26 protein-coding genes and 1 pseudogene are annotated in these 22,931 nt (G+C 63.1%); 14 read left to right on the top strand and 13 right to left on the bottom strand.

Features of this window, described 5'->3' with window-relative positions; translation table 11 throughout:
- Positions 1 to 6 precede the first annotated feature (6 nt).
- Positions 7 to 432 carry a VOC family protein gene (locus H0193_RS00770; protein WP_181889679.1) on the bottom strand — a complete coding sequence of 142 codons (426 nt, stop codon included), beginning with the start codon at positions 430 to 432 and terminating at the stop codon, positions 7 to 9.
- Here H0193_RS00770 and relB point away from each other — a divergent pair.
- Genes relB through H0193_RS00755 form a run of 3 tightly spaced genes read left to right on the top strand, consistent with a single transcriptional unit; the run spans position 335 to position 1,705 of the window.
- Positions 335 to 574 carry a type II toxin-antitoxin system RelB family antitoxin gene (gene relB / locus H0193_RS00765; protein WP_338026558.1) on the top strand — a complete coding sequence of 80 codons (240 nt, stop codon included), beginning with the start codon at positions 335 to 337 and terminating at the stop codon, positions 572 to 574. The genes H0193_RS00770 and relB overlap by 98 nt on opposite strands.
- A 48-nt stretch (positions 575 to 622) precedes the next feature.
- Positions 623 to 1,066: an alternative ribosome rescue aminoacyl-tRNA hydrolase ArfB gene (gene arfB / locus H0193_RS00760; RefSeq protein WP_181888127.1), complete on the top strand. Its 444-nt coding sequence runs from the start codon at positions 623 to 625 to the stop codon at positions 1,064 to 1,066.
- A 48-nt stretch (positions 1,067 to 1,114) separates the two neighbouring features.
- On the top strand, positions 1,115 to 1,705 hold the full coding sequence (locus tag H0193_RS00755) for a putative glycolipid-binding domain-containing protein (protein WP_181888126.1): 591 nt from the start codon (positions 1,115 to 1,117) through the stop codon (positions 1,703 to 1,705).
- A gap of 13 nt (positions 1,706 to 1,718) precedes the next feature.
- On the opposite strand, the gene H0193_RS00750 is transcribed toward H0193_RS00755, so the two are convergent.
- Positions 1,719 to 1,979 carry a HigA family addiction module antitoxin gene (locus H0193_RS00750; protein ID WP_236883458.1) on the bottom strand — a complete coding sequence of 87 codons (261 nt, stop codon included), beginning with the start codon at positions 1,977 to 1,979 and terminating at the stop codon, positions 1,719 to 1,721.
- A gap of 34 nt (positions 1,980 to 2,013) precedes the next feature.
- The gene (locus H0193_RS00745; protein ID WP_005290974.1) at positions 2,014 to 2,295 is read right to left on the bottom strand and encodes a type II toxin-antitoxin system RelE/ParE family toxin; all 282 of its coding nucleotides are present in this window, start codon (positions 2,293 to 2,295) and stop codon (positions 2,014 to 2,016) included.
- Between the two features lie 332 nt (positions 2,296 to 2,627).
- Here H0193_RS00745 and H0193_RS00740 point away from each other — a divergent pair, with 332 nt between their 5' ends.
- The 3 genes from H0193_RS00740 (at position 2,628) to H0193_RS00730 (ending at position 5,443) form a co-directional block, all read left to right on the top strand.
- Positions 2,628 to 2,978, top strand: coding sequence for a VOC family protein (locus H0193_RS00740; RefSeq protein ID WP_181888124.1), 351 nt, complete (start codon positions 2,628 to 2,630; stop codon positions 2,976 to 2,978).
- Between the two features lie 216 nt (positions 2,979 to 3,194).
- A complete protein-coding gene (cmtR, locus tag H0193_RS00735; protein ID WP_005291009.1) occupies positions 3,195 to 3,554 on the top strand; it encodes a Cd(II)/Pb(II)-sensing metalloregulatory transcriptional regulator CmtR in 360 nt (119 codons plus the stop codon).
- Positions 3,551 to 5,443: a heavy metal translocating P-type ATPase gene (locus H0193_RS00730; protein ID WP_005291011.1), complete on the top strand. Its 1,893-nt coding sequence runs from the start codon at positions 3,551 to 3,553 to the stop codon at positions 5,441 to 5,443. Before cmtR ends, H0193_RS00730 begins: the two co-directional genes overlap by 4 nt.
- Positions 5,444 to 5,718: 275 nt before the next feature.
- On the opposite strand, the pseudogene H0193_RS00725 reads toward H0193_RS00730, so the two are convergent.
- The 4 genes and pseudogenes from H0193_RS00725 to H0193_RS00715 all read right to left on the bottom strand — a co-directional run.
- Positions 5,719 to 6,315: pseudogene (locus H0193_RS00725) on the bottom strand (ATP-binding protein); the annotation flags it as partial.
- Positions 6,316 to 6,336: 21 nt separating this feature from the next.
- Positions 6,337 to 6,486: a hypothetical protein gene (locus tag H0193_RS12245; RefSeq protein WP_236883389.1), complete on the bottom strand. Its 150-nt coding sequence runs from the start codon at positions 6,484 to 6,486 to the stop codon at positions 6,337 to 6,339.
- Positions 6,483 to 8,126, bottom strand: coding sequence for an IS21 family transposase (gene istA / locus H0193_RS00720; RefSeq protein ID WP_181888123.1), 1,644 nt, complete (start codon positions 8,124 to 8,126; stop codon positions 6,483 to 6,485). The genes H0193_RS12245 and istA overlap by 4 nt, the downstream gene beginning before the upstream one ends.
- Before the next feature lie 507 nt (positions 8,127 to 8,633).
- Positions 8,634 to 9,608: an NAD-dependent epimerase/dehydratase family protein gene (locus H0193_RS00715; protein ID WP_005291014.1), complete on the bottom strand. Its 975-nt coding sequence runs from the start codon at positions 9,606 to 9,608 to the stop codon at positions 8,634 to 8,636.
- Positions 9,609 to 9,985: 377 nt separating this feature from the next.
- Between H0193_RS00715 and H0193_RS12240 the strand changes: the two genes are divergently transcribed.
- Positions 9,986 to 10,471: a type IIL restriction-modification enzyme MmeI gene (locus tag H0193_RS12240; RefSeq protein ID WP_437177626.1), complete on the top strand. Its 486-nt coding sequence runs from the start codon at positions 9,986 to 9,988 to the stop codon at positions 10,469 to 10,471.
- 55 nt (positions 10,472 to 10,526) lie between these two features.
- Here H0193_RS12240 and erm read toward each other — a convergent pair whose 3' ends face one another.
- The 3 genes from erm to ychF all read right to left on the bottom strand — a co-directional run bounded on the left by erm (position 10,527) and on the right by ychF (position 13,158).
- Complete coding sequence (gene erm, locus H0193_RS00705) at positions 10,527 to 11,381, bottom strand: 23S ribosomal RNA methyltransferase Erm (RefSeq protein WP_065247467.1); 855 nt, start codon at positions 11,379 to 11,381, stop codon at positions 10,527 to 10,529.
- A gap of 351 nt (positions 11,382 to 11,732) precedes the next feature.
- Positions 11,733 to 11,999: a recombinase family protein gene (locus tag H0193_RS12615; RefSeq protein WP_101687314.1), complete on the bottom strand. Its 267-nt coding sequence runs from the start codon at positions 11,997 to 11,999 to the stop codon at positions 11,733 to 11,735.
- 70 nt (positions 12,000 to 12,069) lie between these two features.
- Entirely contained in the window at positions 12,070 to 13,158 is a 1,089-nt protein-coding gene (gene ychF, locus H0193_RS00700; protein ID WP_181888122.1) for a redox-regulated ATPase YchF, read from the bottom strand.
- A 95-nt stretch (positions 13,159 to 13,253) separates the two neighbouring features.
- On the opposite strand from ychF, the gene H0193_RS00695 reads away from it, so the two are divergent.
- Genes H0193_RS00695 through H0193_RS00685 form a run of 3 tightly spaced genes read left to right on the top strand, consistent with a single transcriptional unit; the run spans position 13,254 to position 16,418 of the window.
- On the top strand, positions 13,254 to 14,642 hold the full coding sequence (locus H0193_RS00695) for an AI-2E family transporter (RefSeq protein WP_338026557.1): 1,389 nt from the start codon (positions 13,254 to 13,256) through the stop codon (positions 14,640 to 14,642).
- Between the two features lie 31 nt (positions 14,643 to 14,673).
- Complete coding sequence (locus H0193_RS00690) at positions 14,674 to 15,720, top strand: DNA recombination protein RmuC (protein WP_181888120.1); 1,047 nt, start codon at positions 14,674 to 14,676, stop codon at positions 15,718 to 15,720.
- An 11-nt stretch (positions 15,721 to 15,731) separates the two neighbouring features.
- Complete coding sequence (locus H0193_RS00685; RefSeq protein ID WP_181888119.1) at positions 15,732 to 16,418, top strand: DUF6542 domain-containing protein; 687 nt, start codon at positions 15,732 to 15,734, stop codon at positions 16,416 to 16,418.
- 18 nt (positions 16,419 to 16,436) lie between these two features.
- Here the strand turns inward: H0193_RS00685 and H0193_RS00680 are convergent, their stop codons facing one another.
- Entirely contained in the window at positions 16,437 to 17,414 is a 978-nt protein-coding gene (locus H0193_RS00680) for a 4-hydroxy-3-methylbut-2-enyl diphosphate reductase (protein ID WP_181888118.1), read from the bottom strand.
- A gap of 95 nt (positions 17,415 to 17,509) precedes the next feature.
- Here H0193_RS00680 and xseA point away from each other — a divergent pair, with 95 nt between their 5' ends.
- Entirely contained in the window at positions 17,510 to 18,751 is a 1,242-nt protein-coding gene (xseA, locus tag H0193_RS00675) for an exodeoxyribonuclease VII large subunit (RefSeq protein ID WP_181888117.1), read from the top strand.
- 13 nt (positions 18,752 to 18,764) lie between these two features.
- On the top strand, positions 18,765 to 19,028 hold the full coding sequence (locus H0193_RS00670; RefSeq protein ID WP_181888116.1) for an exodeoxyribonuclease VII small subunit: 264 nt from the start codon (positions 18,765 to 18,767) through the stop codon (positions 19,026 to 19,028).
- On the opposite strand, the gene H0193_RS00665 is transcribed toward H0193_RS00670, so the two are convergent.
- Positions 18,994 to 19,575: a DUF4245 family protein gene (locus H0193_RS00665; protein ID WP_181888115.1), complete on the bottom strand. Its 582-nt coding sequence runs from the start codon at positions 19,573 to 19,575 to the stop codon at positions 18,994 to 18,996. The genes H0193_RS00670 and H0193_RS00665 overlap by 35 nt on opposite strands.
- Positions 19,576 to 19,697: 122 nt before the next feature.
- Between H0193_RS00665 and glpX the strand changes: the two genes are divergently transcribed.
- Positions 19,698 to 20,708 (top strand): class II fructose-bisphosphatase, encoded by a 1,011-nt coding sequence (gene glpX / locus H0193_RS00660; protein WP_181888114.1) that lies wholly within the window; start codon positions 19,698 to 19,700, stop codon positions 20,706 to 20,708.
- A gap of 8 nt (positions 20,709 to 20,716) precedes the next feature.
- Here glpX and H0193_RS00655 read toward each other — a convergent pair whose 3' ends face one another.
- Entirely contained in the window at positions 20,717 to 21,409 is a 693-nt protein-coding gene (locus H0193_RS00655; RefSeq protein ID WP_181888113.1) for a CPBP family intramembrane glutamic endopeptidase, read from the bottom strand.
- Positions 21,410 to 21,512: 103 nt separating this feature from the next.
- On the opposite strand from H0193_RS00655, the gene H0193_RS00650 reads away from it, so the two are divergent.
- Positions 21,513 to 22,913: a class II fumarate hydratase gene (locus tag H0193_RS00650; protein ID WP_181888112.1), complete on the top strand. Its 1,401-nt coding sequence runs from the start codon at positions 21,513 to 21,515 to the stop codon at positions 22,911 to 22,913.
- Positions 22,914 to 22,931 lie beyond the last annotated feature (18 nt).

Below are 22,931 nucleotides of genomic sequence, written 5' to 3'. Positions count from 1 at the left end.
GCGGCCCTACCTTCCGTCGCCAGTAGTGATGTTCCAGGCGAGCCCGAACTTGTCCTCGACGACACCGAAGTGCGCGCCCCACGGCGCCTGTGCGAACGGCATGGTGACCTTGCCGCCGCCGCGGGTGAGCTTCTCGATGAGCTGCTCGCCCTCCTCCGGCGACTCCACCTCAGCGGTGAAGCCGAAGACCCCACGGTCCAGCGTGCTGGAGTTGTTCTGCAGGTCGTCGCCGCCGCCGAACGTGAACGGTCCGGTCAGGGTGCCGTGCGCGACGGCGTCGCGAGGCGGGTCGAACGGGAACTGCGCGCCGCGGTCGAGCTGCTCGCCGTAGGTGATGATGTCGAGCTCGCCGCCGAATAAAGTGTTCCTAAAGATCCGATTGAGTAGCGAGGAAGCACCGCTCCTAGCCGAATTTGCGCATTCCGAAGGCATGACTGTTTCCGAATTCGCTCGATCCGCCATCATGGAAAAGGTCGAAGACCTCCAAGATGTTGACGAACTTCGTGCTGCTCTCGAGTTCGACTCCGGTGAGAGGTTCACTACGGACGAGATTTGTCGCGAGTTGGGGTGCTAAAGAATCGGAAGCTGTTGACACAGGAGGCGAAAACGTAGGGTGGGCGGCATGAAGGACCTGACCATCGCTCCCGGCCCGGGGATCCCCGGCGGCGTGGTCATCGCCGCCGTCGACCTGACGGAGCGGTTCGCCAAGTCGTCGGGCCCGGGCGGCCAGGGCGTCAACACCACCGACAGCAAGGTGCAGCTCTCCCTCGATGTCGCGGCGTGCGCATCGCTTTCCGACGCCCAACGCCGCCGCATCTTGCGCAACCTCGGACACCGCCTGGACGGCACCGTCCTCACCGTGGCCGCGTCGAACCAACGGTCGCAGATCCGCAACCGCGCCGAGGCGCGCGAGCGTTTGGCCGCCCTGCTGCGCGAGGCGCTCGCCCCGCCGCCTCCCCCGCGGCGCAAGACGAAGCCGACCAGGGGCTCGGTGCGGCGCCGTCGAGAAGCGAAGATGCGTCGCTCGGAGTTGAAGTCCACGAGGAAGCGTCCTCAGATTCCCTAGAGCTGTCGCCATCGACCACAAGCGCCCTGGGCCAGTAGGCTTCGGCGCATGGAACAGACTTACACATGGCACCACGTAGACAACCCCTCAATCCAGAACGAGGCCCGAGTGCAGTTTCACCGAACTGGCTTGACGGCTAGCGGTACCCAGGTCGGGGAAGGGTACGAAGCCACCTGGGAACTGAGTGCTGTAGAGAACTGGGTAACCCAAAACGTGGAGGTCAACGTCGTGGGCGACGGTTGGGAGCGCCACCTTGAGCTCACACGGACCGAAGATGGCGAGTGGACATCGACTACTAAAGAATCGGGTACCCAGCCGAACGGTCTCCCATCCCCTGGCATTGTGCAACCAGCTGATCTTGAAACTGCGCTGGACTGTGATCTCGGACTATGCCCATTGACAAACACGATGCCCATCCGGCGCCTCGGGTTGCTCGAAGAAGATGTCTCCAAGACTCCGCTCATCATGGCCTGGATTGATATGCCTTCCCTCCAGGTGATCGCCTCGGATCAGTACTACAGTTCAATCGACTCACACAAAGTTCGCTACGCAAGCGGAACACGAGGAGTCGATGTAGAGCTCGAAGTCGACGAAGATGGGGTTGTCGTCTACTACCCCGACATGGCGCGACGCATTTAAAGTCGCTGACCTGCTACGCCGAGGCAGCCTGGAGCGGCTGAATCCGTTCGATTTCCGCCAGGGTTTTGTCTTCTGCCACATCCAGGTCGTACTGGGCCTGTAACCCGAGCCAGAATTGGGGGCTCATCTCGAAAAACTTCGCTAGACGAAGGGCCGTGTCAGCCGTTACAGCGCGCTTACCATGAACAATTTCGTTGATCCGGCGGGGCGGAACGCCGATGGAGACGGCCAGCTTGTGCTGGGTGATCTCCATTTCCTTGAGAAAGTCCTCCATAAGGATCTCACCCGGGTGAACCGGAGGGAGCTTGTCAGTGGTAGTCAACGATCTCAACCTCCTCTGGCCCCGCGGCGGACCACCGAAAACAGATCCGCCACTGGTCGTTGATTCGAATGCTGAACTGACCCCGCCGGTCACCTTTCAAGGCCTCGAGCCGGTTTCCCGGAGGAATCCGTAACTCATCGAGCGTCTGCGCGTACCCAAGCTGGCGAAGCTTGCGCAGCGCTACTGAGTGAATGCGGGAATCGATCGAGCGAACCCGCTCTCGATTCCACAGACGCTCAGTGTCCTTGTCAGCGAATGACTGGATCATGCCTCACCCTATCCCCCATAACGCGAAGCGTCAATAACGCACAACGTTAAGTTTGTGCTCACCCGAATGCAAATGCACACCCACTTTACGCAACCACACCGTCGCAAGCTCCGCATTACGGTGGCTACCGTGAAGACAATAAACGGGAAGCCGATCAGTGAAGATCAGGTTGATGCTTGGGTCGCCGAAGCCGAAACAGGCTACGACATCGAGTTCTTACGCTCTCGCGGGAGTGACCCTCGCGATTCAAAACGCTCCACTACGCCGGAAGGCTGAGTCCCCGCCTGGAGACCAGGCTGCACTTTCTAAGCCCCGCCCCCATAATGATGCTCATGAGCGACCCGAACCTCACTATCCGGCAAATTACCTTCGACTGTCACGATCCGTCTAGGCTCGCCGAGTTCTGGTCAGCCGCAGCCGGCTGCGAAATCGCCGCGGATTACGGCGATTTCGTGATGGTTGATTCGACTCCAGCGCTAGGGTTTCAGCGCGTCGAGGATCCCACGCCTGGCAAGAACCGCATGCATATCGACGTTGGCGGGGCGGAACGCGAAACCTTAGTGGAGCGCCTCACAGACTTGGGCGCTACCGAACTCACCACCCACGAGGCGCCAGGACTCGTATGGACCGTGATGCAGGATCCGGAAGGCAACGAGTTCTGCGTGGGCAGCCCCGAGGCCTAGTTACACATTGAACTTGAACTCCACGGTATGTAGTTGCAAAGTAACTTTCTCGAGAACCTCGCCACCCACGTCGCTCCCGCGTTGGGTGGCAGCCGAACCACAAAGGATCAGTCATCTGCTATCCCATCGACTAATTCTTGCAGGTCGCAGGACCTTCGCGTAACTGTCAGTTCAGCACACTTTGAATAGTTCAGCACACGATGTATTGTTCAGCACATGCTGACTATTGCTTCACGCCTCGACGTCATGAACCGGCTCGGCCGGGCCATGGCGGATCCGACGCGTTCCAGAATCCTGATGACACTACTCGACGGCCCGAGCTACCCGGCCGTACTTTCGCGCGACCTGGGCCTGACCCGCTCAAACGTCTCGAACCACCTGACCTGCCTGCGTGACTGCGGCATCGTCGTTGCCGAGCCGGAGGGCCGCAAGACACGCTACGAAATCGCCGATCCGCACCTCGCGGCAGCGCTCAACGCGCTGGTGAACGCGACGTTGGCTGTCGACGAAAACGCCCCGTGCATCGACCCTGAGTGCTCGGTGCCCGGCTGCGGCGAGAAGGGAGAGGACGCATGAGCTCGGCGTGTGGATGCGAACACGAACCCGCCACGGAGATCGAAGAACTCGATCGGCCATGGTGGAAGGACCCCGAGTTGCTACTGCCGATCTTCTCCGGCGTAGCCCTCTGCGTAGGCCTGGCGCTGGGCTGGTCCGGGCTAGCGACACCCGCGACAGTACTGTTCTGGGTCGGCCTGCTGCTAGGGGCGTATACGTTCGCGCCCGACGCGATCCGAAACCTTGTCACGAAGCGCAAGCTCGGCATTGGTTTGCTGATGACCATCAGCGCGGTCGGCGCGGTAATCCTCGGTTACGTCGGAGAGGCCGCGGCGCTAGCGTTCCTGTACTCGATCGCCGAGGCGCTGGAAGACAAGGCGATGGACCGGGCGCAGGGCGGACTGCGGGCACTGTTGAAGTTGGTACCGCAGACCGCGACGGTGCTGCGCGACGGCACGTCGGTCGAGGTCGCAGCGAAGGACCTCGCGGCTGGCGAGCTTATGCTCGTGCGCCCCGGAGAGCGGATCGCCACGGACGGCATCATTCGGTCTGGGCGCTCCAGCCTTGACACCTCAGCGATCACCGGAGAATCCATTCCGGAGGAGGTTGCGCCCGGCGACGAGGTGCCCGCGGGAGCGATCAACTCCGCCGGTGTGCTGGAAGTCCAGACGACCGCAGCTGGAACGGACAACTCGCTGACCACACTCGTGGACCTGGTCGAGCAGGCGCAGGCGGAAAAGGGCGACCGCGCCCGGATCGCCGACCGGATTGCCCAACCCCTAGTGCCCGGGGTGATGATCCTGGCGGTGCTAGTCGGCGTGATCGGCTCGCTGCTGGGCGACCCCGAGACGTGGATCACCCGTGCGTTGGTGGTTCTGGTCGCAGCGTCGCCGTGCGCGCTGGCAATCTCCGTGCCGCTGACGGTCGTGGCCGCGATCGGCGCGGCCAGCCAGTTCGGCGTGGTCATCAAGTCTGGCGCGGCGTTCGAGCGGCTCGGCGGCATCCGTCACCTGGCGGTGGACAAGACCGGAACCCTCACCCGCAACCAGCCCGAGGTTACCGGCGTGGTCCCGGCAGACAGGTTTGATCGGGCGCAGGTGCTTACTTTCGCGGCGGCAGTTGAGCAGCAATCGACGCACCCCCTCGCCGCGGCGATCGCGGCAGCGGGGCCCGAAGCGCCCGCCGCCCAGGACATCAGCGAGGAAGCCGGGCACGGCATCAGCGGCACCGTCGAAGGCCGACGGGTGCTGGTGGGCAGCCCCCGGTGGATCGACGCCGGGCCACTGAAGGCAGACGTTGAGCGCATGGAGTCCGAAGGCCAGACCTGCGTCCTAGTCACCGTCGATGACGCTCTCGCCGGAGCGATCGGTGTCCGCGACGAGCTGCGTCCCGAGGTTCCCGAAGCCGTGCAGACCCTGCGCGCCAACGATGTGGAAGTGAGCATGCTCACCGGCGACAACACTCGCACCGCCCGGGCGCTGGCTGAAATCGCCGGAATCGACGACGTGCGCGCCGAGCTGCGCCCTGAGGACAAGGCAAGCATCGTCGCCGAATTTTCCTCCAAGACGCCGACGGCGATGATCGGCGACGGCATCAACGACGCGCCGGCACTGGCGGGCGCGACGGTGGGCATTGCGATGGGAGCAACCGGCTCTGACGCCGCGATCGAGTCCGCTGACGTCGCCTTCACTGGCCACGACCTCCGGCTGATCCCGCAGGCGCTGCAGCACGCCCGCCGAGGCAGCAGGATCATCAACCAGAACATCGTGCTGTCTCTGGCCATCATCATCGTGTTGATGCCACTGGCGATCAGCGGTGTGCTGGGCCTGGCCGCCGTCGTGTTGGTTCACGAAGTCGCTGAAGTCATCGTGATCTTGAACGGCCTGCGGGCTGCACGAGCGAAACGCTGAGGCTGTGACCGGCAAGTCTTATAAGAGTTAAACCACGCGCCGAGCGCACACACGTTGGACCAGGCGAGTCATTCGAGTTCACCACCTGGTCCTTCTCGATGCGTGCAGGCACGGGAACTGTGGGTGAACCTAATAGTTCAACGGCCCGATACCGCTTGCAGATTCTACACACGAGGTAGCGTGTTTAGAAGATCGAAATGGAAGCGGTGTGGTGAGTTTGTGGTAGCGCTTGAGTGGGGATCCGGTAGCGGGTCCCTGCTCAGGCGCTTTGTGTGTTACTGGTTAGCTTCCAGTCTCATGTTTGGTCCTTCGAGGGTGATGATTTCGGCGCCGGCGATGAGTCGGTTGAGGATGGACTCGGCGATGACGGCGTCCGGGATGGATCTGTACCAGTCTTGCGGGGTGAACTGTGAGGTCACGATTGTTGATCGGTTGCCTTCTCGTTCGGAGAGAATGTTGAAGAGCAGGTGCGCGGTGGCGGCGTCGACTGGGGTGGTGAGGAAGTCGTCGAGGACTAACACGTCGACGCTGATCAACTCGCGGGTGAGTTTGAGCCGGGCTGGGTCGTCGAGTGGCATTACTGCGAAGTGCGCGGCGAGCATGTCGGTGCGGTAGAACCTGGCGGAGTAGTCGTTGCGGCATGCTGCGGTGATCAGAGCTTGGGCGAGGTAGGTCTTGCCGACTGAGGATTTGCCCAAGATGACAATGTTTTGGCCCAGGTGGCACCATTGTCCGTGAGCGAGTCGGCTGACTTGTTCTGGGTTGATGTTGCGGTCAGGTGCGTAGACGACGTCTTCGAGGCAGGCATCGGGGTTTGGCGATCGTGATGCCTTGAGCAGTTTGTTGATGCGGCGTTCGCGTCTGGCCGCGACTTCTTTGTCGAGTGCGTAGAGCTACTTTTGGGAGAAGGTCCACGTGTCGAAGGCTGGGTCGTTGGCGATGTCGATGACGCTTTTGCCGAAGGCTGTCATGCGCATCGCTGTGAAGTCCGCGAGGACGGATTCGTCGAGGAAACGCTCTTGAGGCGGGGTCGGTGGGGTCATGGCGTTGTGGTTCCTTTCTTGATGAGGTTGTCCAGACTGAACTGTGCTGCGCCACCGAGGTAGGCGCCGCTGGTGTCGCGTGTGGCAGCGGCGGGTGCGTGGGCCCGATGCCCAGGTGTGGCCGGTGCCGGTTGGTCGAAGCCGTGTGGTCGGGTTGCGGCTTCTTTGCGTACGGCGGCCATCATGTTTTTGACCGCGGTGTAGGACACCGCCCGGCGGGTCCCGTCGGAGGAGACCAAGCGCTTACATGCTTCTTCCAACACGAGCTTGTTGGCGTGTTTGCCCATTGACAGCACGTTCCTGCACGATTGGTACGCCTGGGCCGGGATTGCTTTCGCCGTGATCATTTCCTCGATGACGGTGCGTGTCGCCGGCCCGATCTTTTGGGCTTCGCGCAGGAAGTAATCGCTCGTCCACAGTCCCTGGGTGTGATCCATATTCGCCGGGATGTGGTCGGCATCGGTGACATACGCCCCGCGGGTGTGGGCAAGCGTGTGGGTTGTAACGGCACGGCCACCATCGAAGACCGTGAGCACTTGCCCGGTGATGCGCACATCGACAGTGCGGCCAACGAGCTGGTGCGGCACGGAGTACCGCACGCTAGCTACGGTGATGTGGAAATCTGGGGCGACCTTGGCGCGTTTCCACTCGGTGCGCTGCCACGGGGTATCGGGAAGCGCTGTCAACAGGTGCCTTTCATGCGCATCGAAAATGTCTTTGCGGCTTGACTGCTGGTGACGAAACGGTACCGCCTGGTTGATCTGGTCAACCAGCTGCTGAATTCGCGAGTTGAGTTCGTCAAGGTCGACGCACTGGTGGCCATCGAGTGCGTGGATGACCTTGTGGGTGACGATCTTGACTGCGGCTTCGACATTCGCTTTGTCTTTCGGCCGTTTCGCCCTCGTGGGCAGTGCTGCGGTGTTGTAATGCTCCAAAAACTGCTCGTAGGTGTCGTTGACCTTGCGGTTTCGATCCGCCGCGCTGATCGCGTTCGACGCAGTCGAGGCATTATCCGGCACCACAACCTCAGGCACGCCCCCGAAGTAGGCGAACGCGTGGTGGTGGGCATCAAGCCAGGAATGCTGGCGCTCATCCGGACATGCGAGGGCAAAAATCATCCCTGAATACGGCATTGAGGCGACAAACACGCTGACCTTCACCCCCGGTGCGCCATAAGGGTCTAACAGGCGCATCTTGGTGCCTGCCCAATCCACCTGCATGGTGTGCCCCGGTGTGTGGGTGATGCGTGCGGTCAAACCGGCCGCATCGACATGAGACGCCACCAACTGGCGAAACCGGTCGTAGCTGTAATGGAGCTGGCCGGGTAAAGCAGGTGTGGTGGTGTAGCGCGCCCACAGCACTTGCAGTGTCTGCTTGTTACGCCCCGTGCGGGCTTTGACCACCGCATCAAAATCGATAGGGACGAATTCGCCCTGGCCGGTACTGCGCCCATCTACGAATAACTCGTCGAGCTCATCATCCGTCAACGCCAAAACCTGGTCGACGGTGCGAATCCCAAGGGATCGAAGCACCTGATTCGACCGGGAAATCGTGCGGTGCGAGCACCCGAGCTGTTGTTCAATCTGGCGGTACGAACGCTGCTGCACAAGCAGCTTCATCACCGCCCGGTAATCCGTCATCAGCGGACTCCTTCCGGTAACCGGCTACACCCCTGTGGTGCAACCACCCGAAAGCATCACCCGCCACCGCCAACCCCGCTACCGGAAACCCACTGAACCGCTACCCGAAAGTCACCACACCGCTACCAACTAGCCGGTCGCAACAGTAGCGGAATGGACCGAGGCCGAACGAAAACCGGAGTTAGAGACAGCGCTCTTCAACCTCCCCCCCAATAACGCGAAACGTCATTAACGCTCCGCGTTACACATTAAATTTGAATTCAACGGAGTGGCGAAAGAAGGCTACCTCACTCAGTTGTAAGCGATTCGAGAAACCTGAAAAGTGTGCCGCAAGGCGTTTTCTGCTCGGAAAGGCAACCTCCGCAGGCTAGATCGCTCCCCGTCACGAAGAGCTGGCACCGCCGAAGTTGCCCTCACGCCAGATTCGGACTCATTCTCACAGTCAGTCGCGGAACGAAAACCAACTGAGCACGGTCCTGGCTGCAGCTAGAACTGTTGGTGCCGAAACTAAATACCATCTTCTAACCGCTGGCGAAGCACGACTTCTTCTTCATCGCTGAGCCCGGCAAGTCTTTCACCGTGTTGTTCCTCTTCGAATCGCAGCGCATCCGCCAATGTTTCTTTCAACGGGCGAATCCGCAGGCCCGCTTCGTAGGCTGCGGTGCAATCGAGTAGCGCGATGTTGCGAAACTGTTCACCTGGTACCCACAACGGCAACGATTTTGGGCCCATCCACGGGGTTACATCATTAGCGAGAAGCAGTTCATCAGAGCAAGGTCGCTCCGTAGACTCCGATGCGGTTAACTCCCGCGAAATCTTGAACACATCGGACAAGGAAGTAGCAAACCCCGTAGCATTAAAGGTTCCGAAAGTCCCGACTTCTGCGGACTCAACTATCCAGCCTGCAAGGTCTTTCACATCGATCATAGCGACGGGAAACGCCGGGTCTGGGACGATCACGTTCTCACCCGTGGGATGCGCGAAGCGCCACGGATAGTAACCACTGCGCCCTGTTTCGTCGCCGTAGCCGGCGATCAGACCGGGTCGAACTACCATTACCGACCGATTTGTGCTTCGATAAGTCGTTTCGCAAGCAGACTTTGCGGCTGGGTACTGCCCCATGTTCTCCATGTAGTCAATTTCAAGCGGAGCGACTACAGAATCAGACTCGGAAGAAATACTTCCCTGATCCTCATATACGCTGCTCGAAGACACAAATATACGATGCTTGGCCTGGAGTTTCGCCGCCGCATCCCGCGCATGCTTCGGCTGACTCGTCAGATCCACAATGGTGTCCCAAGTTTTCCCCGCAACCTCATCGTACGCACCGTCACGGTCACGGTCTGAACTCACAAATTCGGTTCCGTTGGGAACCTTCCCGTTACCCCGCGCGAGGCAAGTAACTTGATGTCCTCGCTCGACTGCTGCAAACGCAATGTGCCCTCCAAGGAAACCGGTACCACCGAGCAACAAAAAGTTCATGTCCCTAGTTGTACACGAAACCTTCTCACACGTGACCAGTCCTAATCCCAGCGCATCCAAGCTGGAATAAGATGTCAGAGCAGGATTACCCCACCATCTGCCAGAGCTTCTTATTCGGCTAACCTACACATTGAACTTAAATTCCACGGAGTGTCGTCGATAAATAACCATTTGATGCGCGCGTGCGGAATTAACAACGAAATACCGCTAAAACAGACAACATATGGGGTGCACAGAAACACATATAAGTTCTGCGGAAAACCTATAGGGTGCGTCGCTAAAAACCGCTGTGCGCGAAAAACATAAAGGGTTTACGGACCCGGTCCCAGACCCCTCAATACTCTGAGCCGGAAGAATGGAAAGTGGAAGGTTGATGTATCCCCACTATTTATTTTTTCCGTTTTTCGGAGTACATCGGGAGCTACAACTGCGGACCAGCTCTGTGTGAACTAGATGAGAAGGCGCAGCAACGAATCATCGACGCTGGACAGTTGGTGCTGCGGGCACGCGAGCGGCACCCCCAGCGGTCACTCGCGGAGCACTACAACCCGTTATCGATGGACCCAATTCTGCTCAAGGCTCACAACAACTTGGACCGGGAAGTCGATAAGGCTTTCGATGTGGCACGCAAACTCACCAACGAGCGCCAGCGCCAGGAGCTACTGTTCGCCAGCTACGGGGAGTTGGCGAGGGGCTATGTCTCCTCGCTTTCATCAAAATCGAAACCACCAGCAGGGTCGTTCCCCGTGCGGGTGATTTTGATCGGTCCCGCTGCTGGGTGTAGAACCCTGTCGCTGGCAACGCCGGGAACTATGACTGTGCCCGACGAGAACACGTCACTGCCAAAACGCGGCTCACGGTAGACGAACATGGGTCGTTCACTACTACTGGTGGATTTCGGTTTTGATGGTGGGGGGATTACCGCCGCCGGCCTCGATTTTTCCGTTGAGGAGGGCGTTGACTACTTCCCGATTGTGAAATGGGCCGATGGCGCGGTGGAGAGGAACCAGTCACCTGGAAGAGATCGATCCAGTCGCTGGTGTGCAATCTGGGAGGTAGGGTTGCGGGGTCGATTCCTCGCGAGCGCAACCATGATTGTGTCTCTGAACGTGATGAAAACAACCCTGCCCTTCGGAGAATTTCCCCTATCCCGCGTCCCCGGGCGGTGAAAACGGTGTGCACCATCGCCTGAAAGGCTTTGCGTTGCTCTATCGGGATCTTCGGGTCACCCACCCGGCGGATCACTAAGATCCCCCCGTCAACGTTTGGCTGTGGCCGGAAAGCAGACCTTGGTACTCGGGAACCAAGGTGAAACGTGAACCATGGGGACCACTGAGCCGTCATCATCGTGCTTGCACCTACCCCGGCCCGGCGGCGAGCGACTTCCCACTGCATGAGGAGTACAGCGTCAGTCCATGCCGGCGCATGCAACAACTTTCGAAGAATGGCAGTGGTGAGGTGAAAGGGAATGTTTCCCACAATGACGCAGGGAGTGGCGGGTAACGGGAAGTTGAGGAAATCATCATGGACCACTTCGACCGACGCCGAGGCGGTCTTTTTTGTGAGTTTGGCAGCTAGTTTTGCGTCTACCTCAACTGCCGTTATTGCCCTCCCCAAGTGGGATATCGGGTGAGTGAGGGCACCGCTTCCTGGCCCGATCTCAATGATGGGGCCGGAGGTTTGTTTTACAAGATCGACGATGGAGTTGATGATCTTGTGGTCTGTGAGAAAATTTTGGCCATGTTCGTGACGGCCGTATCCGTATGTAGACATCAGGTGTGCTCCGTGGAGTTGAAACGGAGCCGGGCATGGCAAATGGCCGCCCGGCTAAAGGACCGGAGCGGTTTCTAACCTGCGGGAGGGAGAAAACCGCCTTAGCGGCTGGTGAGCGGCCGCATGAAAACGGAACCTGAAATCAACATGGGCCTATCGTATCCAATTAATTTCGCAGGGTCCAATACGGTGAGAAAGAAGACAACCGCACCGCAACAGTGCAAGACCTCTCTGGATTGGAATTTGTCCTACCTTCGGCTCGTCGTACAGACGCCACTGGCGTATTTTTGTCTCTGGGCAACGAGGGGGAGTTACCCCCACCTCCGGATGTTTTTTAAGGTGCACCCCTTATTACGCTGTGGTGCGGGAGTAGTTTTGTCCGACTGATCGGACTACCCACCGACGTGGGGCGGGTAGTTCGAGGTCCCAGCAGATGATCGCGTCGATTTCGCCGCGTTCAAAGGATGCCACCATGGCGTCGTAGTCGGGGCGAGCCACATTCTTCTTTGACGCGGAAATGGACTGATCGACGTAGTTATGTCCTATGTCCAACGTCCAAGCCACGCTGCTTTGCAATGGCTTCACAGTCCTGACGCTGCCGGTCGATGGTGAGGCCATCCACGTCAGCGTCTCGCGAGATACGATCGTAAATAGGAGCGCGTGTTGCCAAACGCTTTTAATAAGGCCCTTAGCTAACATTGAACTTAAACTCGACGACGTCACCGTCGACCATGACGTAATCCTTGCCTTCCTGGCGGACCTTGCCGGCGGCGCGGGCGTCGGCCATCGAGCCTGCCGCGTCCAGGTCGTCGAAGCCGACGATCTCGGCCTTGATGAAGCCCTTTTCAAAGTCGGAGTGGATCACGCCGGCGGCCTTCGGGGCGGTGTCGCCCTTGCGGATCGTCCAGGCGCGGGCCTCCTTCGGGCCGGCGGTGAGGTAGGTCTGCAGGCCGAGGGTGTCGAAGCCGGCCTTCGCCAGGGTCTGCAGGCCCGGTTCGTCTTGGCCGACGGCGGCGAGGAGCTCGGCGGCGTCTTCGTCGTCAAGCTCCAAAAGCTCGGTCTCGGTCTGGGCGTCCAGGAAGACGGCCTCGGCGGGGGCGACCAGGTCGCGCAGCTCCTGCTTGCGCGCGTCGTCGGTGAGCACGTCCTCGTCGGAGTTGAACACGTAGAGGAACGGCTTCGCGGTCATCAGGTGCAGGTGGTGCAGCAGCGCCAGGTCCACTTCCCCACCCTTGGAGGCGGCGAAGAGGGTGCGGCCGTCCTCGAGCACGGCCTGCGCCTTCTTGGCTTCCTCGGCCTGGGCGGCGACGTCCTTGTCCTTGCGGCCGTCCTTTTCCAGGCGCGGCAGGGCCTTTTCAATGGTCTGCAGGTCGGCGAGAATCAGCTCGGTGTTGATGACCTCGATGTCCGAGGACGGGTCGACTTTGCCGTCGACGTGGATGACGTTGTCGTCGGAAAACGCGCGCACGACCTGGCAGATCGCGTCCGCCTCGCGGATGTTGGCCAGAAACGCGTTGCCCATGCCTTCGCCTTCGGAGGCGCCCTTGACAATGCCGGCGATGTCCACGAAGGACACGGTAGCGGGCAGCACGCGCTCCGAGTCGAAGATCTCCGCCAGCCGGTCCAGGCGCGGATCCGGCAGCTCCACCAGGCCCACGTTGGGCTCGATGGTGGCGAACGGGTAGTTCGCGGCCAACACCTCGTTGCGAGTCAGGGCGTTAAACAGGGTGGACTTGCCAACGTTGGGCAGACCGACAATTCCAAGAGTAAGGCTCACGTCGCAACATCCTAGCGGAGGCTTGCGCGGGGTTCGGAGGGGGGCCGTGAGGTGGGCCGTCGCAAAGCAAAATGCAATGGGGCATAATGGTGCGCGTGAGTGAACCGATCCAGACCGCCGTGCGCGACGACCGCGTGGACCGCAACGTCGTGTTCAACGACTGGCTCGCGTCGACGGCGAAGTTTACGCTGCGCATCCTGGTCATCGCGGTGTTTTTGTACGCGGTGGGCCAGCTTATCGGCACGTTTTGGGCCGGTGTTTTACCGGTCGTCATCGCGCTCATCGTGTGCACCGTGCTCGCCCCAATCGCAGCTGCTTTACGACGCCAAAGGGTCCCCTCCGGCCTCGCCGCCCTGTTGACGATGCTGTTGTTCTTCGGGGTGCTGGCATTTATCGGCATGTTGATCGCCCCGGACATCGTGGGCCAGTCTCGCCTGCTGTACATCCAGGCGTTCGAGGGCATTCAGCGCCTTCAGCTATGGGCGCAGGGCCCTCCGCTGAACATGGACCCAGAAAACCTCAACGAGGGCGTCAACGAGATCCAGCGGTGGATCCAGAACCAGGCGGGCGCGATCGCCGGCGGGGTGTTCTCCGGCATCAACACCGCAGCGGGTCTGTCGGTGACCCTCATGGTGCTGTTCGTGCTGACCTTCTTCTTTCTCAAGGACGGCCACCGGTTCCTCCCGTGGCTGCGTGGCGCAACCGGCGGGCGCACGGGCCTCTACCTCACCGAGCTGCTCACCCGCGCATGGAACACCCTGTCCGGCTTTATCCGCGCGCAGGCGGTGTGCTCGCTCGTTGATGCCATCGTGATCGGCACCGGCATCGCCATCGTGGGCGTGCCCATGGCGTTTACCTTGGCGGTGATCACCTTTGTGTTGGGTTTCATCCCGATCGTCGGTGCCGTTGTGGCAGGCGTGTTGGCGGTGCTGATCGCGCTGGTCACCCTCGGGTTCACCAAGGCGTTGATCGTGCTGGCGATCGTGCTGGCCACCCAGCAGCTGGAGGGCAACGTGCTCTCCCCCATGCTGCAGTCGCGGGCGATGAACCTGCACCCGGTGATCGTGCTGGTCTCCGTGACCGTCGGCGGCGCGCTGTTCGGCCTGGTCGGCGCCTTCCTCGCGGTACCGGCCGCCGCGATGGTCGCGGTGGTGTACCGCTACCTGCTGGAGGTGCTGCGCATCAACGCCGGCGAGCTGGGCGCAGATGACATCGAATTCACCACCGACGAAGGCCGCGTCATCGCGGAGATCGCGGAGAAGGACTCGGTGCACAAGCGCCAGGAGTGGCGCGGCGAGCGCGAATGGGTCAGCGCACCTGTGGCGGACGAGGAGGCAGACGACCACACCGAGCACACCGAGCGCTTCGGCACCTCCAGCCTGCGCAAACTGCGCGACAGCGGCCTCGAGCGGTTGCGCGGGTGGCAGTCGGGCGATAGCAGCAGAGACACCCCAAGCGAACATATGAGCGAACCCGAGCGTTAGCGTGTCGGGCGGGTGTGGTTGACTGCCAGCTATGTCGACCGCCACCGTGCTTTTGATCCTCGCCACCGGCCTGCTCGCGGGCTTCATCGCCGGCGTGTTCACCGGCGCAGCCTGGATGCGCCGCTCCACCCCGCAACAGCCGCCGCAGGACCTGCGCCCAGTCGCCCGCGCGCTGAAAGACATGCGCGAGCAGCTCGACGAGATGGACAAGCAGCAGGCCGTCTCCGCATCCTCGCTGGCGGGCCAGGTGCAGGCGATCGGGCGCACGTCGGCACGCCTGGGCGACCGCACCGACCAGCTCATCACCGCCCTGCGCTCCCCGCAGACCCGCGGCCGCTGGGGCGAAATCCAGCTCGAGCGGGTAGTTGAGCTCGGCGGCATGCTCGAGCACGTCGATTTTGACACCCAGGAGCACATGCTTATCGACGGCTCACGCGTCCGCCCCGACATGATCATCCGCCTCACACAGGGCAGAAACATCGTCGTCGACGCGAAGGTGCCGTTCCAGGCATACCTGGACGCGCTGGGCACCGAGGACCCGGAGGAGCGCCAGGCGTTCATGCGCCGCCACGCCCACCTGGTGCGCGCGCACGTGGACACGTTGTCTGCGAAGTCCTACATCGAAGCGTTCCAGCCCACCCCGGACTTCGTTGTGCTGTTCGTGCCGGCGGACCCGTTCCTGGACGCGGCACTTTCCATCGACCCCGAACTGTTGGACTACGCCTTCGCCCGCGACGTGGTCATCGCCACCCCCACCACCCTGTTTGCGCTACTGCGCACCGTGGCGCTGGGGTGGCGGCAGGAATCGCTCAACGACGCCGCGAAGGAAATCCAGCGCTTAGGCGGGCAGCTGCACCAGCGCTTGGCCACCATGGCGGAGCACTACAACCGGGTCGGCTCGTCGTTGGACAAGGCGGTGGAGGCGTACAACGCCACGCTGGCGTCGATGGATTCGCGCGTGATGGTCACCGCCCGCAAGCTGGAAGAAGCCCAAGTGCCGTCGCGGCGCGGCGAGGCCCCGGCACTGAAACCGGTCTCTTCGCGTGCCCGGCACGCTGCCGAGCACACCGGCGAGTAGACTCGTCTGGCGTGTCGCATGTCTCTCACCGGAACTCAACCTCCCCGTCCGCAACGTTTCACGGGTTGCCCACGGGGTCCGGCATTGGCATCATCTTCGCCGCGCTGTTCACCGGCGTGCTGCTGTCGCTTTCCACCGGGGTGATCGGCTGGCCGTTTCTGGCCCTGTACGCCGTCGCGGTGATTGTGGTGGCCACACTGGTCAACCCGCGGGGGCTGTTCCTCAACGTGGCCAGCGCGCCGATCCTGTTCGTGATCGCGGTGGTGGTCGCTGGCTGGGTGATGTCGCGCACCGAGATCGCGGCCGGCGGCTCCTCCGGCAAGGCCGCGCTGCTGCTGGTGTTCTACCCGGTCACGGAGCTGTTTCCGGTGCTGTTCGCCGTCACGCTGGGCTCGATCGTCATCGCGTTTGTGCGCATCCGCTTGATCAAGCGCCACAACGCGCAGCTGCTGCGCCGCGAGACCGCCGAGCGCACCCGGATCAACCGCAGCAACCGCCGCACGAATTCCGAGGGGCGCCGCGCCCGCGAGCGCGCCAAGGCGGTGTCTGTGGACGAGCTTCTGCGCCGCGCCGATTCTGAGCGCAGCCTGAAGCGGGCCGAGCGCGCCGGGCGCACCGAGCGGGCACAGAAAAAGTCCCCGCGGTCCGGCTCCACTTCGATTGCGGACCGGCTCGGCGAGGACCTCTACAAGGGCTAACAGCGAGCCCCGAGCGCCTTACCCCTGCGCCACCGCCGGGGTTTCGCGGCGCGGCAGGCGCAGGTCGCGCGGCAGGGAGAACGTGATGGTCTCCACGGTGGTGGTCACTTCCTCCGCGTCCGCGTAGCCGCGGCGGCCGAGCTCCTCCACCAGCTCCTTGACCAGGATCTCCGGCACGGACGCGCCCGAGGTCACGCCGACGGTGTTCACTCCGTCGAACCATTCGTCCTTAATCTGGGAGGCGTAGTCCACCAGGTAGGAGGCCTGAGCGCCGGCTTCCAGCGCCACCTCGACCAGGCGGCGGGAGTTCGACGAGTTCTGGGAGCCCACCACGATGACCAGCTCGCAGCGCGGGGCGATCTCCTTGACCGCGGCCTGGCGGTTCTGGGTGGCGTAGCAGATGTCGTCGCTCGGCGGGTTCTCCAGGTTCGGGTAGCGCTCGTGCAGCTTGTCCACGATCACCATCGTCTCGTCCACCGAAAGCGTGGTCTGGGACAGCCACACCAGCTTCTGGTCGTCCGGGAAGTCGGGCAGGCGGTCCACGCCGTCCACACCGTCGACAAGGTGCGTGATCTCCGGGGCCTCACCGGCGGTGCCCTCGACTTCCTCGTGGCCCTCGTGGCCGACGAGCAGGATGTGGTAGCCGTCGCGGGCGAAGCGCTTGGCCTCGTTGTGCACCTTGGTCACCAGCGGGCAGGACGCGTCGAGGGTGAGCAGGTTGCGGCTCTTAGCGGAGTCGCGCACCGCCGGGGAAACACCGTGGGCGGAGAAGACCAGGTGCGCGCCTTCGGGGACCTCGTCGGTCTCGTCGACGAAGATCACGCCGCGTTCCTGCAGCGTTTCCACGACGTACTTGTTGTGGACGATCTCTTTGCGCACGTAGACGGGTGCACCGTACTTCTCCAGGGCCTTCTCTACGGTCTCCACGGCGCGGTCGACGCCGGCGCAGTAGCCGCGGGGGGATGCGAGGAGGACTTTTTTACCCTGTTCTGTCATGGAACCAACCCTAACTAATCAGCGTCAAAAACAATAGGCGGGCCGTGTCGGCTCGCCGGGTAACGTGGCAGAAGTCAAATGGAAAGGAGCATGCGGTGGCAGATTCGAAGAGCTCGCCGGAGCAGCCGTGGTCGGTGTCCAAGCTCAACACCTCGGTGAAGGGCTGGATTGAGCGCCTCGGCTGGCTGTGGATCGAAGGCCAGCTCACCCAGGTCAACACCAAGCCGACGTGGCGGTATTCCTACCTCACGCTGCGCGACACCCAGGAGCAGGCCAGCGTCCAGCTCACCGCGGAAACCTCGCTGCTCACGGGTATGCAGGTGCCACTTAACGACGGCGACCGCGTCGTCGTGCTGGGCAAACCGTCCTTCTACCCGGGCCGCGGCACGTTTTCCATGCGCGTGACCGAGATCAGGCACGTCGGTGCCGGCGAGCTGCTGGCCCGCATCGAGGCGTTGCGCAAGCAGCTCGCCTCCGAGGGCCTGTTCGACCCCGCGCGCAAAAAGCCGCTGCCCTACCTGCCCGCAAAGGTCGGTTTGATCACCGGCCGCGGCTCCGCGGCCGAGCGCGACGTGGTCACCGTGGCGCAGGGCCGTTGGCCGGAAGTGCGCTTCGAGATCATCAACACCCCGGTCCAGGGCCCCACCACCGTGCCCGCGGTGATCGAGGCGCTCGGGGTACTCGATGCGGACCCTGAGGTGGACGTGATCATCGTCGCCCGCGGCGGCGGGTCCGTGGAGGACCTTCTCCCGTTTTCGGAGGAGGCGCTGCAGCGTGCCGTCGTCAAGCTTGGCACCCCTGTGATCTCCGCGATCGGCCACGAGCCAGACAACCCGGTGCTGGACAACGTCGCGGACGTGCGCGCCGCCACCCCCACCGATGCTGCCAAGCGCGCGGTCCCCGATGTCGCCCAGGAGCGATTGCTTATCGACGAAGCACGTGCCCGCATGGCCGCCGCCCTGCGCGGATGGGTCCAACGCGAACGCGACGGCCTGGCTTCGGTGCGCTCGCGCCCGGCGCTCGCCGACCCGATGATGGCCATTACCCGCCGCCGCGAGGAGATCGAGCGCGCCACCGCCCTGATCCGCCGCGACGTGTCCCACCTGCTGCAGCGCGAAACGCAGCAGGTGCGGGGCTTGCGCGCCCAGGTCTCGGCGTTGGGGCCGTCGGCGACGCTCGCCCGCGGCTACGCCGTGGTGCAGGTGCTGCCCCGTGACGGCTCCGACGCCGAAGTTGTCACCTCCATCGACCAGTCCCCTCCCGGATCGCAGCTGCGCATCCGCGTCGGCGACGGCTCCATTAGCGCCGCCTCCATGTCCACCACGCAAGCAGATTAGGAACACGAAAAACATGACTGAGAACGCTTTCGGCACCGGCCAGGCCAACGACAACGCCCTTCCGGACCCCGCCACCTTAAGCTACGAGCAGGCCCGCGACGAGCTGGTCGAAACCGTGAAGATCCTCGAGCTGGGCCAGATGAGCCTGGACGAGTCACTGAAGTACTGGGAGCGCGGCGAGGCACTGGCGAAGCGGTGCGAGGTGCTTCTCGACGGCGCCTCAAAGCGCGTCGAGGAAGCGATCAGTTCCCGTCAGCAGCCTGAATCGGAGCAGTAGCCAGCGCGGTCGAGATCAGCTCCTCGAACTCGCTGGCCTCCCCTGCGCCGGTGAGCACGAGGCGGGCGTCACCCGCGTCGACGACCCAGAGGTCGCGCACGTCCTTCTCCTCGGAGGTGTAGATCTCAACGCTGCGGCCGTCGATCTCCTCGGAGCGGTCCAGGGTGCGCGGCTTCTCGTCCGCGCCCTTTGCAGCTTCCTCCGCGTCGACGCCGGTCTGCGTGAGCTGGATGAAGCCGCGGTCCGGGGTGATCCAGCCGACGGTCGGCGCCGGCTGGCCGCCGAGCATGGAGCGGCGCGCGGAGTTGGTGACCCAACCTTCCGGCATCTCCGGGTAGCGCACCGGGAAGTCCACGCCGCGCGCCTCTAGGTCGAGGAAGGTCTTCGCGTCGACCTCCTGGACCGGCCCCTGCTCGGGTGCGCCGGGGTTAAACGAGCACAGCCCGGTCGCGCCGACGGCGACAACCATCAGCACGACGATGAGGACGGCATTGATCGCAATGTCTCGTCCGTCCTGGAAAATGCGGGGTTTTTTGTTGCTAGCCACGCCGAACAGTATGGCATGCGCCCCCGCTTCCCCCTTAAAGGTGGGAAGAACGGGCAATTGTGCGATTGGTAGTGCCACAATAGAGGGGTCTTTTTGTGATTCATGTTTAGGAAGGCCTCCCCATGACCGAACAGTCCGATCTTTACCCCGACCGCAATCTCGCGATGGAGCTGGTGCGCGTCACCGAGGCCGCCGCGCTCGCCTCCGGCCGCTGGGTCGGCCGCGGCCAGAAGAACGAAGGCGACGGTGCCGCCGTCAACGCGATGCGCAAGATGATCAACTCCGTGGAGATGGACGGCGTGATCGTCATCGGCGAGGGCGAAAAGGATGAGGCCCCGATGCTGTTCAACGGCGAGCAGGTCGGCACCGGCCGCGGCGCCGCCGTGGACATCGCCGTCGACCCAGTCGACGGCACCCGCCTGATGGCCGAGGGCCGCCCGAACGCGATCTCCGTGATCGCCGCCGCGGACCGTGGCTCGATGTTCAACCCGCAGGACGCGTTCTACATGAACAAGATCGCCGTCGGCCCAGAGGCGGTCGGCGCGATCGACATCACGAAGTCGACCGCCGAGAACATCAAGTCGGTCGCCGAGGCGAAGGGCGTGCGCCCCGCCGACATCACGGTGGTCGTGCTCGATCGTCCGCGCCACAAGCAGCTTGTCGACGACATTCGCGCCGCCGGCGCCAAAGTCCGCTTCATCATGGACGGCGACGTCGCCGGCGCCATCGCCGCTGCACAGGCCACCAGCTCCATCGACATTGCGATGGGTATCGGCGGCACCCCGGAGGGCGTCGTCACGGCGTGCGCTCTGAAGTGCCTGGGCGGCGAGATCCAGGGCATGCTCGCCCCGCAAGGCGACGAGGAGCGCGAGAAGGTCCTCGCCGCCGGTCACGACCTGGACCGCGTGTTGGGTATCAACGACCTGGTCACCTCCGACAACTGCTACTTCGCCGCCACCGGCGTGACCAACGGCGACATGTTGCGTGGCGTGACCTACCGCAAGTCCGGTGCCACCACCCGCTCGCTGGTGATGCGCTCGAAGTCCGGCACCGTGCGCTTCATTGAGTCCCAGCACCAGCTGACCAAGCTGCAGGACTACTCCGTGGTGGACTACACCGAGCCGGAGAACTAGGCCGCAGCCTAAAGCAACGCGCCGATCAGCGCCGCGCTGGCCAGCAGGTTGTTCACCACGTGCACGATGTAGCTGGCGGTGATGGTGCCGTGGAAGCGTGCCACCAGCGCTAGGCCAATGCCGGCGAAGAAGGTGAACACGATCGCCGGCGGCGCGATGTGGGCCGCCCCGAAAATCGCCGCGGTGGCCAGCACGCTCGCCGCCGCGGGCATCAGCGTGTCGAAGTAGTTCATGAGGACGCGGCGGAACACGATCTCCTCAATGAACGGCCCGATGAGCAGGTAGCCCACCAGCAAAAGCAGCACTGGCGCGGCGCTGTCCAAGTCCCGGGCGAGGGTCTCGCTGGCGGAGTCGCCGCGGGGCTCAAGTCCGAACAGCGGCGCGACAACCGACGTCGCTGCCGCAGAGCCGAGCACCACCGCCGGAGCCTGCCACAGCAGGTGCCAGCCCCGGCGCCCGAGCCGGGAGAAGGCGAGCTCGAGCCCGCGGTGCCGCATGTAGCGCACGAGCAGCACCGTCGGCACCGCCAACGCGACCAACACGGCAACCGGCAGCACCGTCAGCGCCACAGTCCGGGACACACCGGCGCGCACCAAAACCAGCCCCTGGCCGAGGAGCAGAACGTACATCGCCCCCATCGCGGCGGCCGCAACTCCCGCGTCCCTCAAAGTGGGGGTCTCCATGGCCTGCGGTTCGGGCATTTCGTCTCCTCGTCATGTCCGGTTGGTGCATAATCGTGCTGTGGAAAGGCACGCGCGCACTCTACCGCGCGCGGCGTGCACGCGACAGAAGTAAAGGACAATGATGGCTGATCAGGAATACCGCATCGAACATGACACGATGGGCGAGGTCAAGGTGCCCGTCGACGCTCTCTGGCGCGCCCAGACGCAGCGCGCTGTGGAGAACTTCCCCATCTCCGGCCGCGGCCTGGAAGCCCAGCAGATCCGCGCGCTCGGCCTGCTCAAGGCTGCGTGCGCGCAGGTGAACAAGGACCTGGGCAACCTGGACGCCGAGAAGGCCGACGCCATCATCGCCGCCGCGAAGGAGATCGCGGACGGCAAGCACGACGAGCAGTTCCCCATCGATGTGTTCCAGACCGGCTCCGGCACCTCGTCCAACATGAACACCAACGAGGTCATCGCCTCCATCGCGAAGGCCAACGGCGTTGAGGTCCACCCGAACGACCACGTGAACATGGGCCAGTCCTCCAACGACACCTTCCCCACCGCCACCCACGTCGCCGCCACCGAGGCCGCGGCCAGCGACCTGATCCCGGCGCTGAAGGTGCTGCAGGAGTCCCTGGAGAAGAAGGCGAAAGAGTGGCACGAGGTGGTCAAGTCCGGCCGCACCCACCTCATGGACGCCACCCCGGTGACCCTGGGCCAGGAGTTCTCCGGCTACGCCCGCCAGATCGAGCTCGGCGTCGCGCGCGTCGAGGCCACCCTGGAGCGCCTGGGCGAGCTCGCGATCGGCGGCACCGCCGTGGGCACCGGCATCAACACCCCGGCGGAGTTCGGCGGCAAGGTCACCGAGGAGTTGAAGAAACTCACCGGCATCGAGCAGCTGTCCGAGGCGGAGAACCACTTCGAGGCGCAGGCCAACCGCGACGGCCTGGTCGAGTTCTCCGGCGCGATGCGCACCGTGGCCGTGTCCCTGTACAAGATCGCCAACGACATCCGCCTGATGGGCTCCGGCCCGCTGGCCGGCTTCGGCGAGATCCACCTGCCGGATCTGCAGCCGGGTTCCTCCATCATGCCGGGCAAGGTCAACCCGGTGCTGTGCGAGACCGCAACCCAGGTCTCCGCGCAGGTCATCGGCAACGACGCTGCTGTCGCCTTCGGCGGCACCCAGGGCCAGTTCGAGCTCAACGTGTTCATCCCGATGATGGCGCGCAACGTCCTCGAGTCCTCCCGCCTGCTGGCGAACACGGCCCGCCAGTTCGCCACCAAGCTTGTCGACGGCATCGAGCCCAACGAAGAGCGCATGCGCACCCTGGCCGAGTCTTCCCCGTCGATCGTGACCCCGCTCAACTCCGCGATCGGCTACGAAAACGCCGCGAAGATTGCCAAGCACGCGATCAAGGAGGGCATCACCATCCACCAGGCCACCATCGACCTCGGCTTCGTGGACGGCGAGAAGCTCACCGAGGAGGAGCTGGACAAGCGCCTCGACGTGCTGTCCATGGCCAACACTGACCGAAACTAGGCCGCAACTAGGCCGCAA

It is taken from the genome of Corynebacterium haematomassiliense (genome assembly GCF_013978595.1).
Classification (GTDB): Bacteria; Actinomycetota; Actinomycetes; order Mycobacteriales; family Mycobacteriaceae; genus Corynebacterium; species Corynebacterium lehmanniae.
This window is presented reverse-complemented; position numbering and strand designations above follow the sequence as displayed.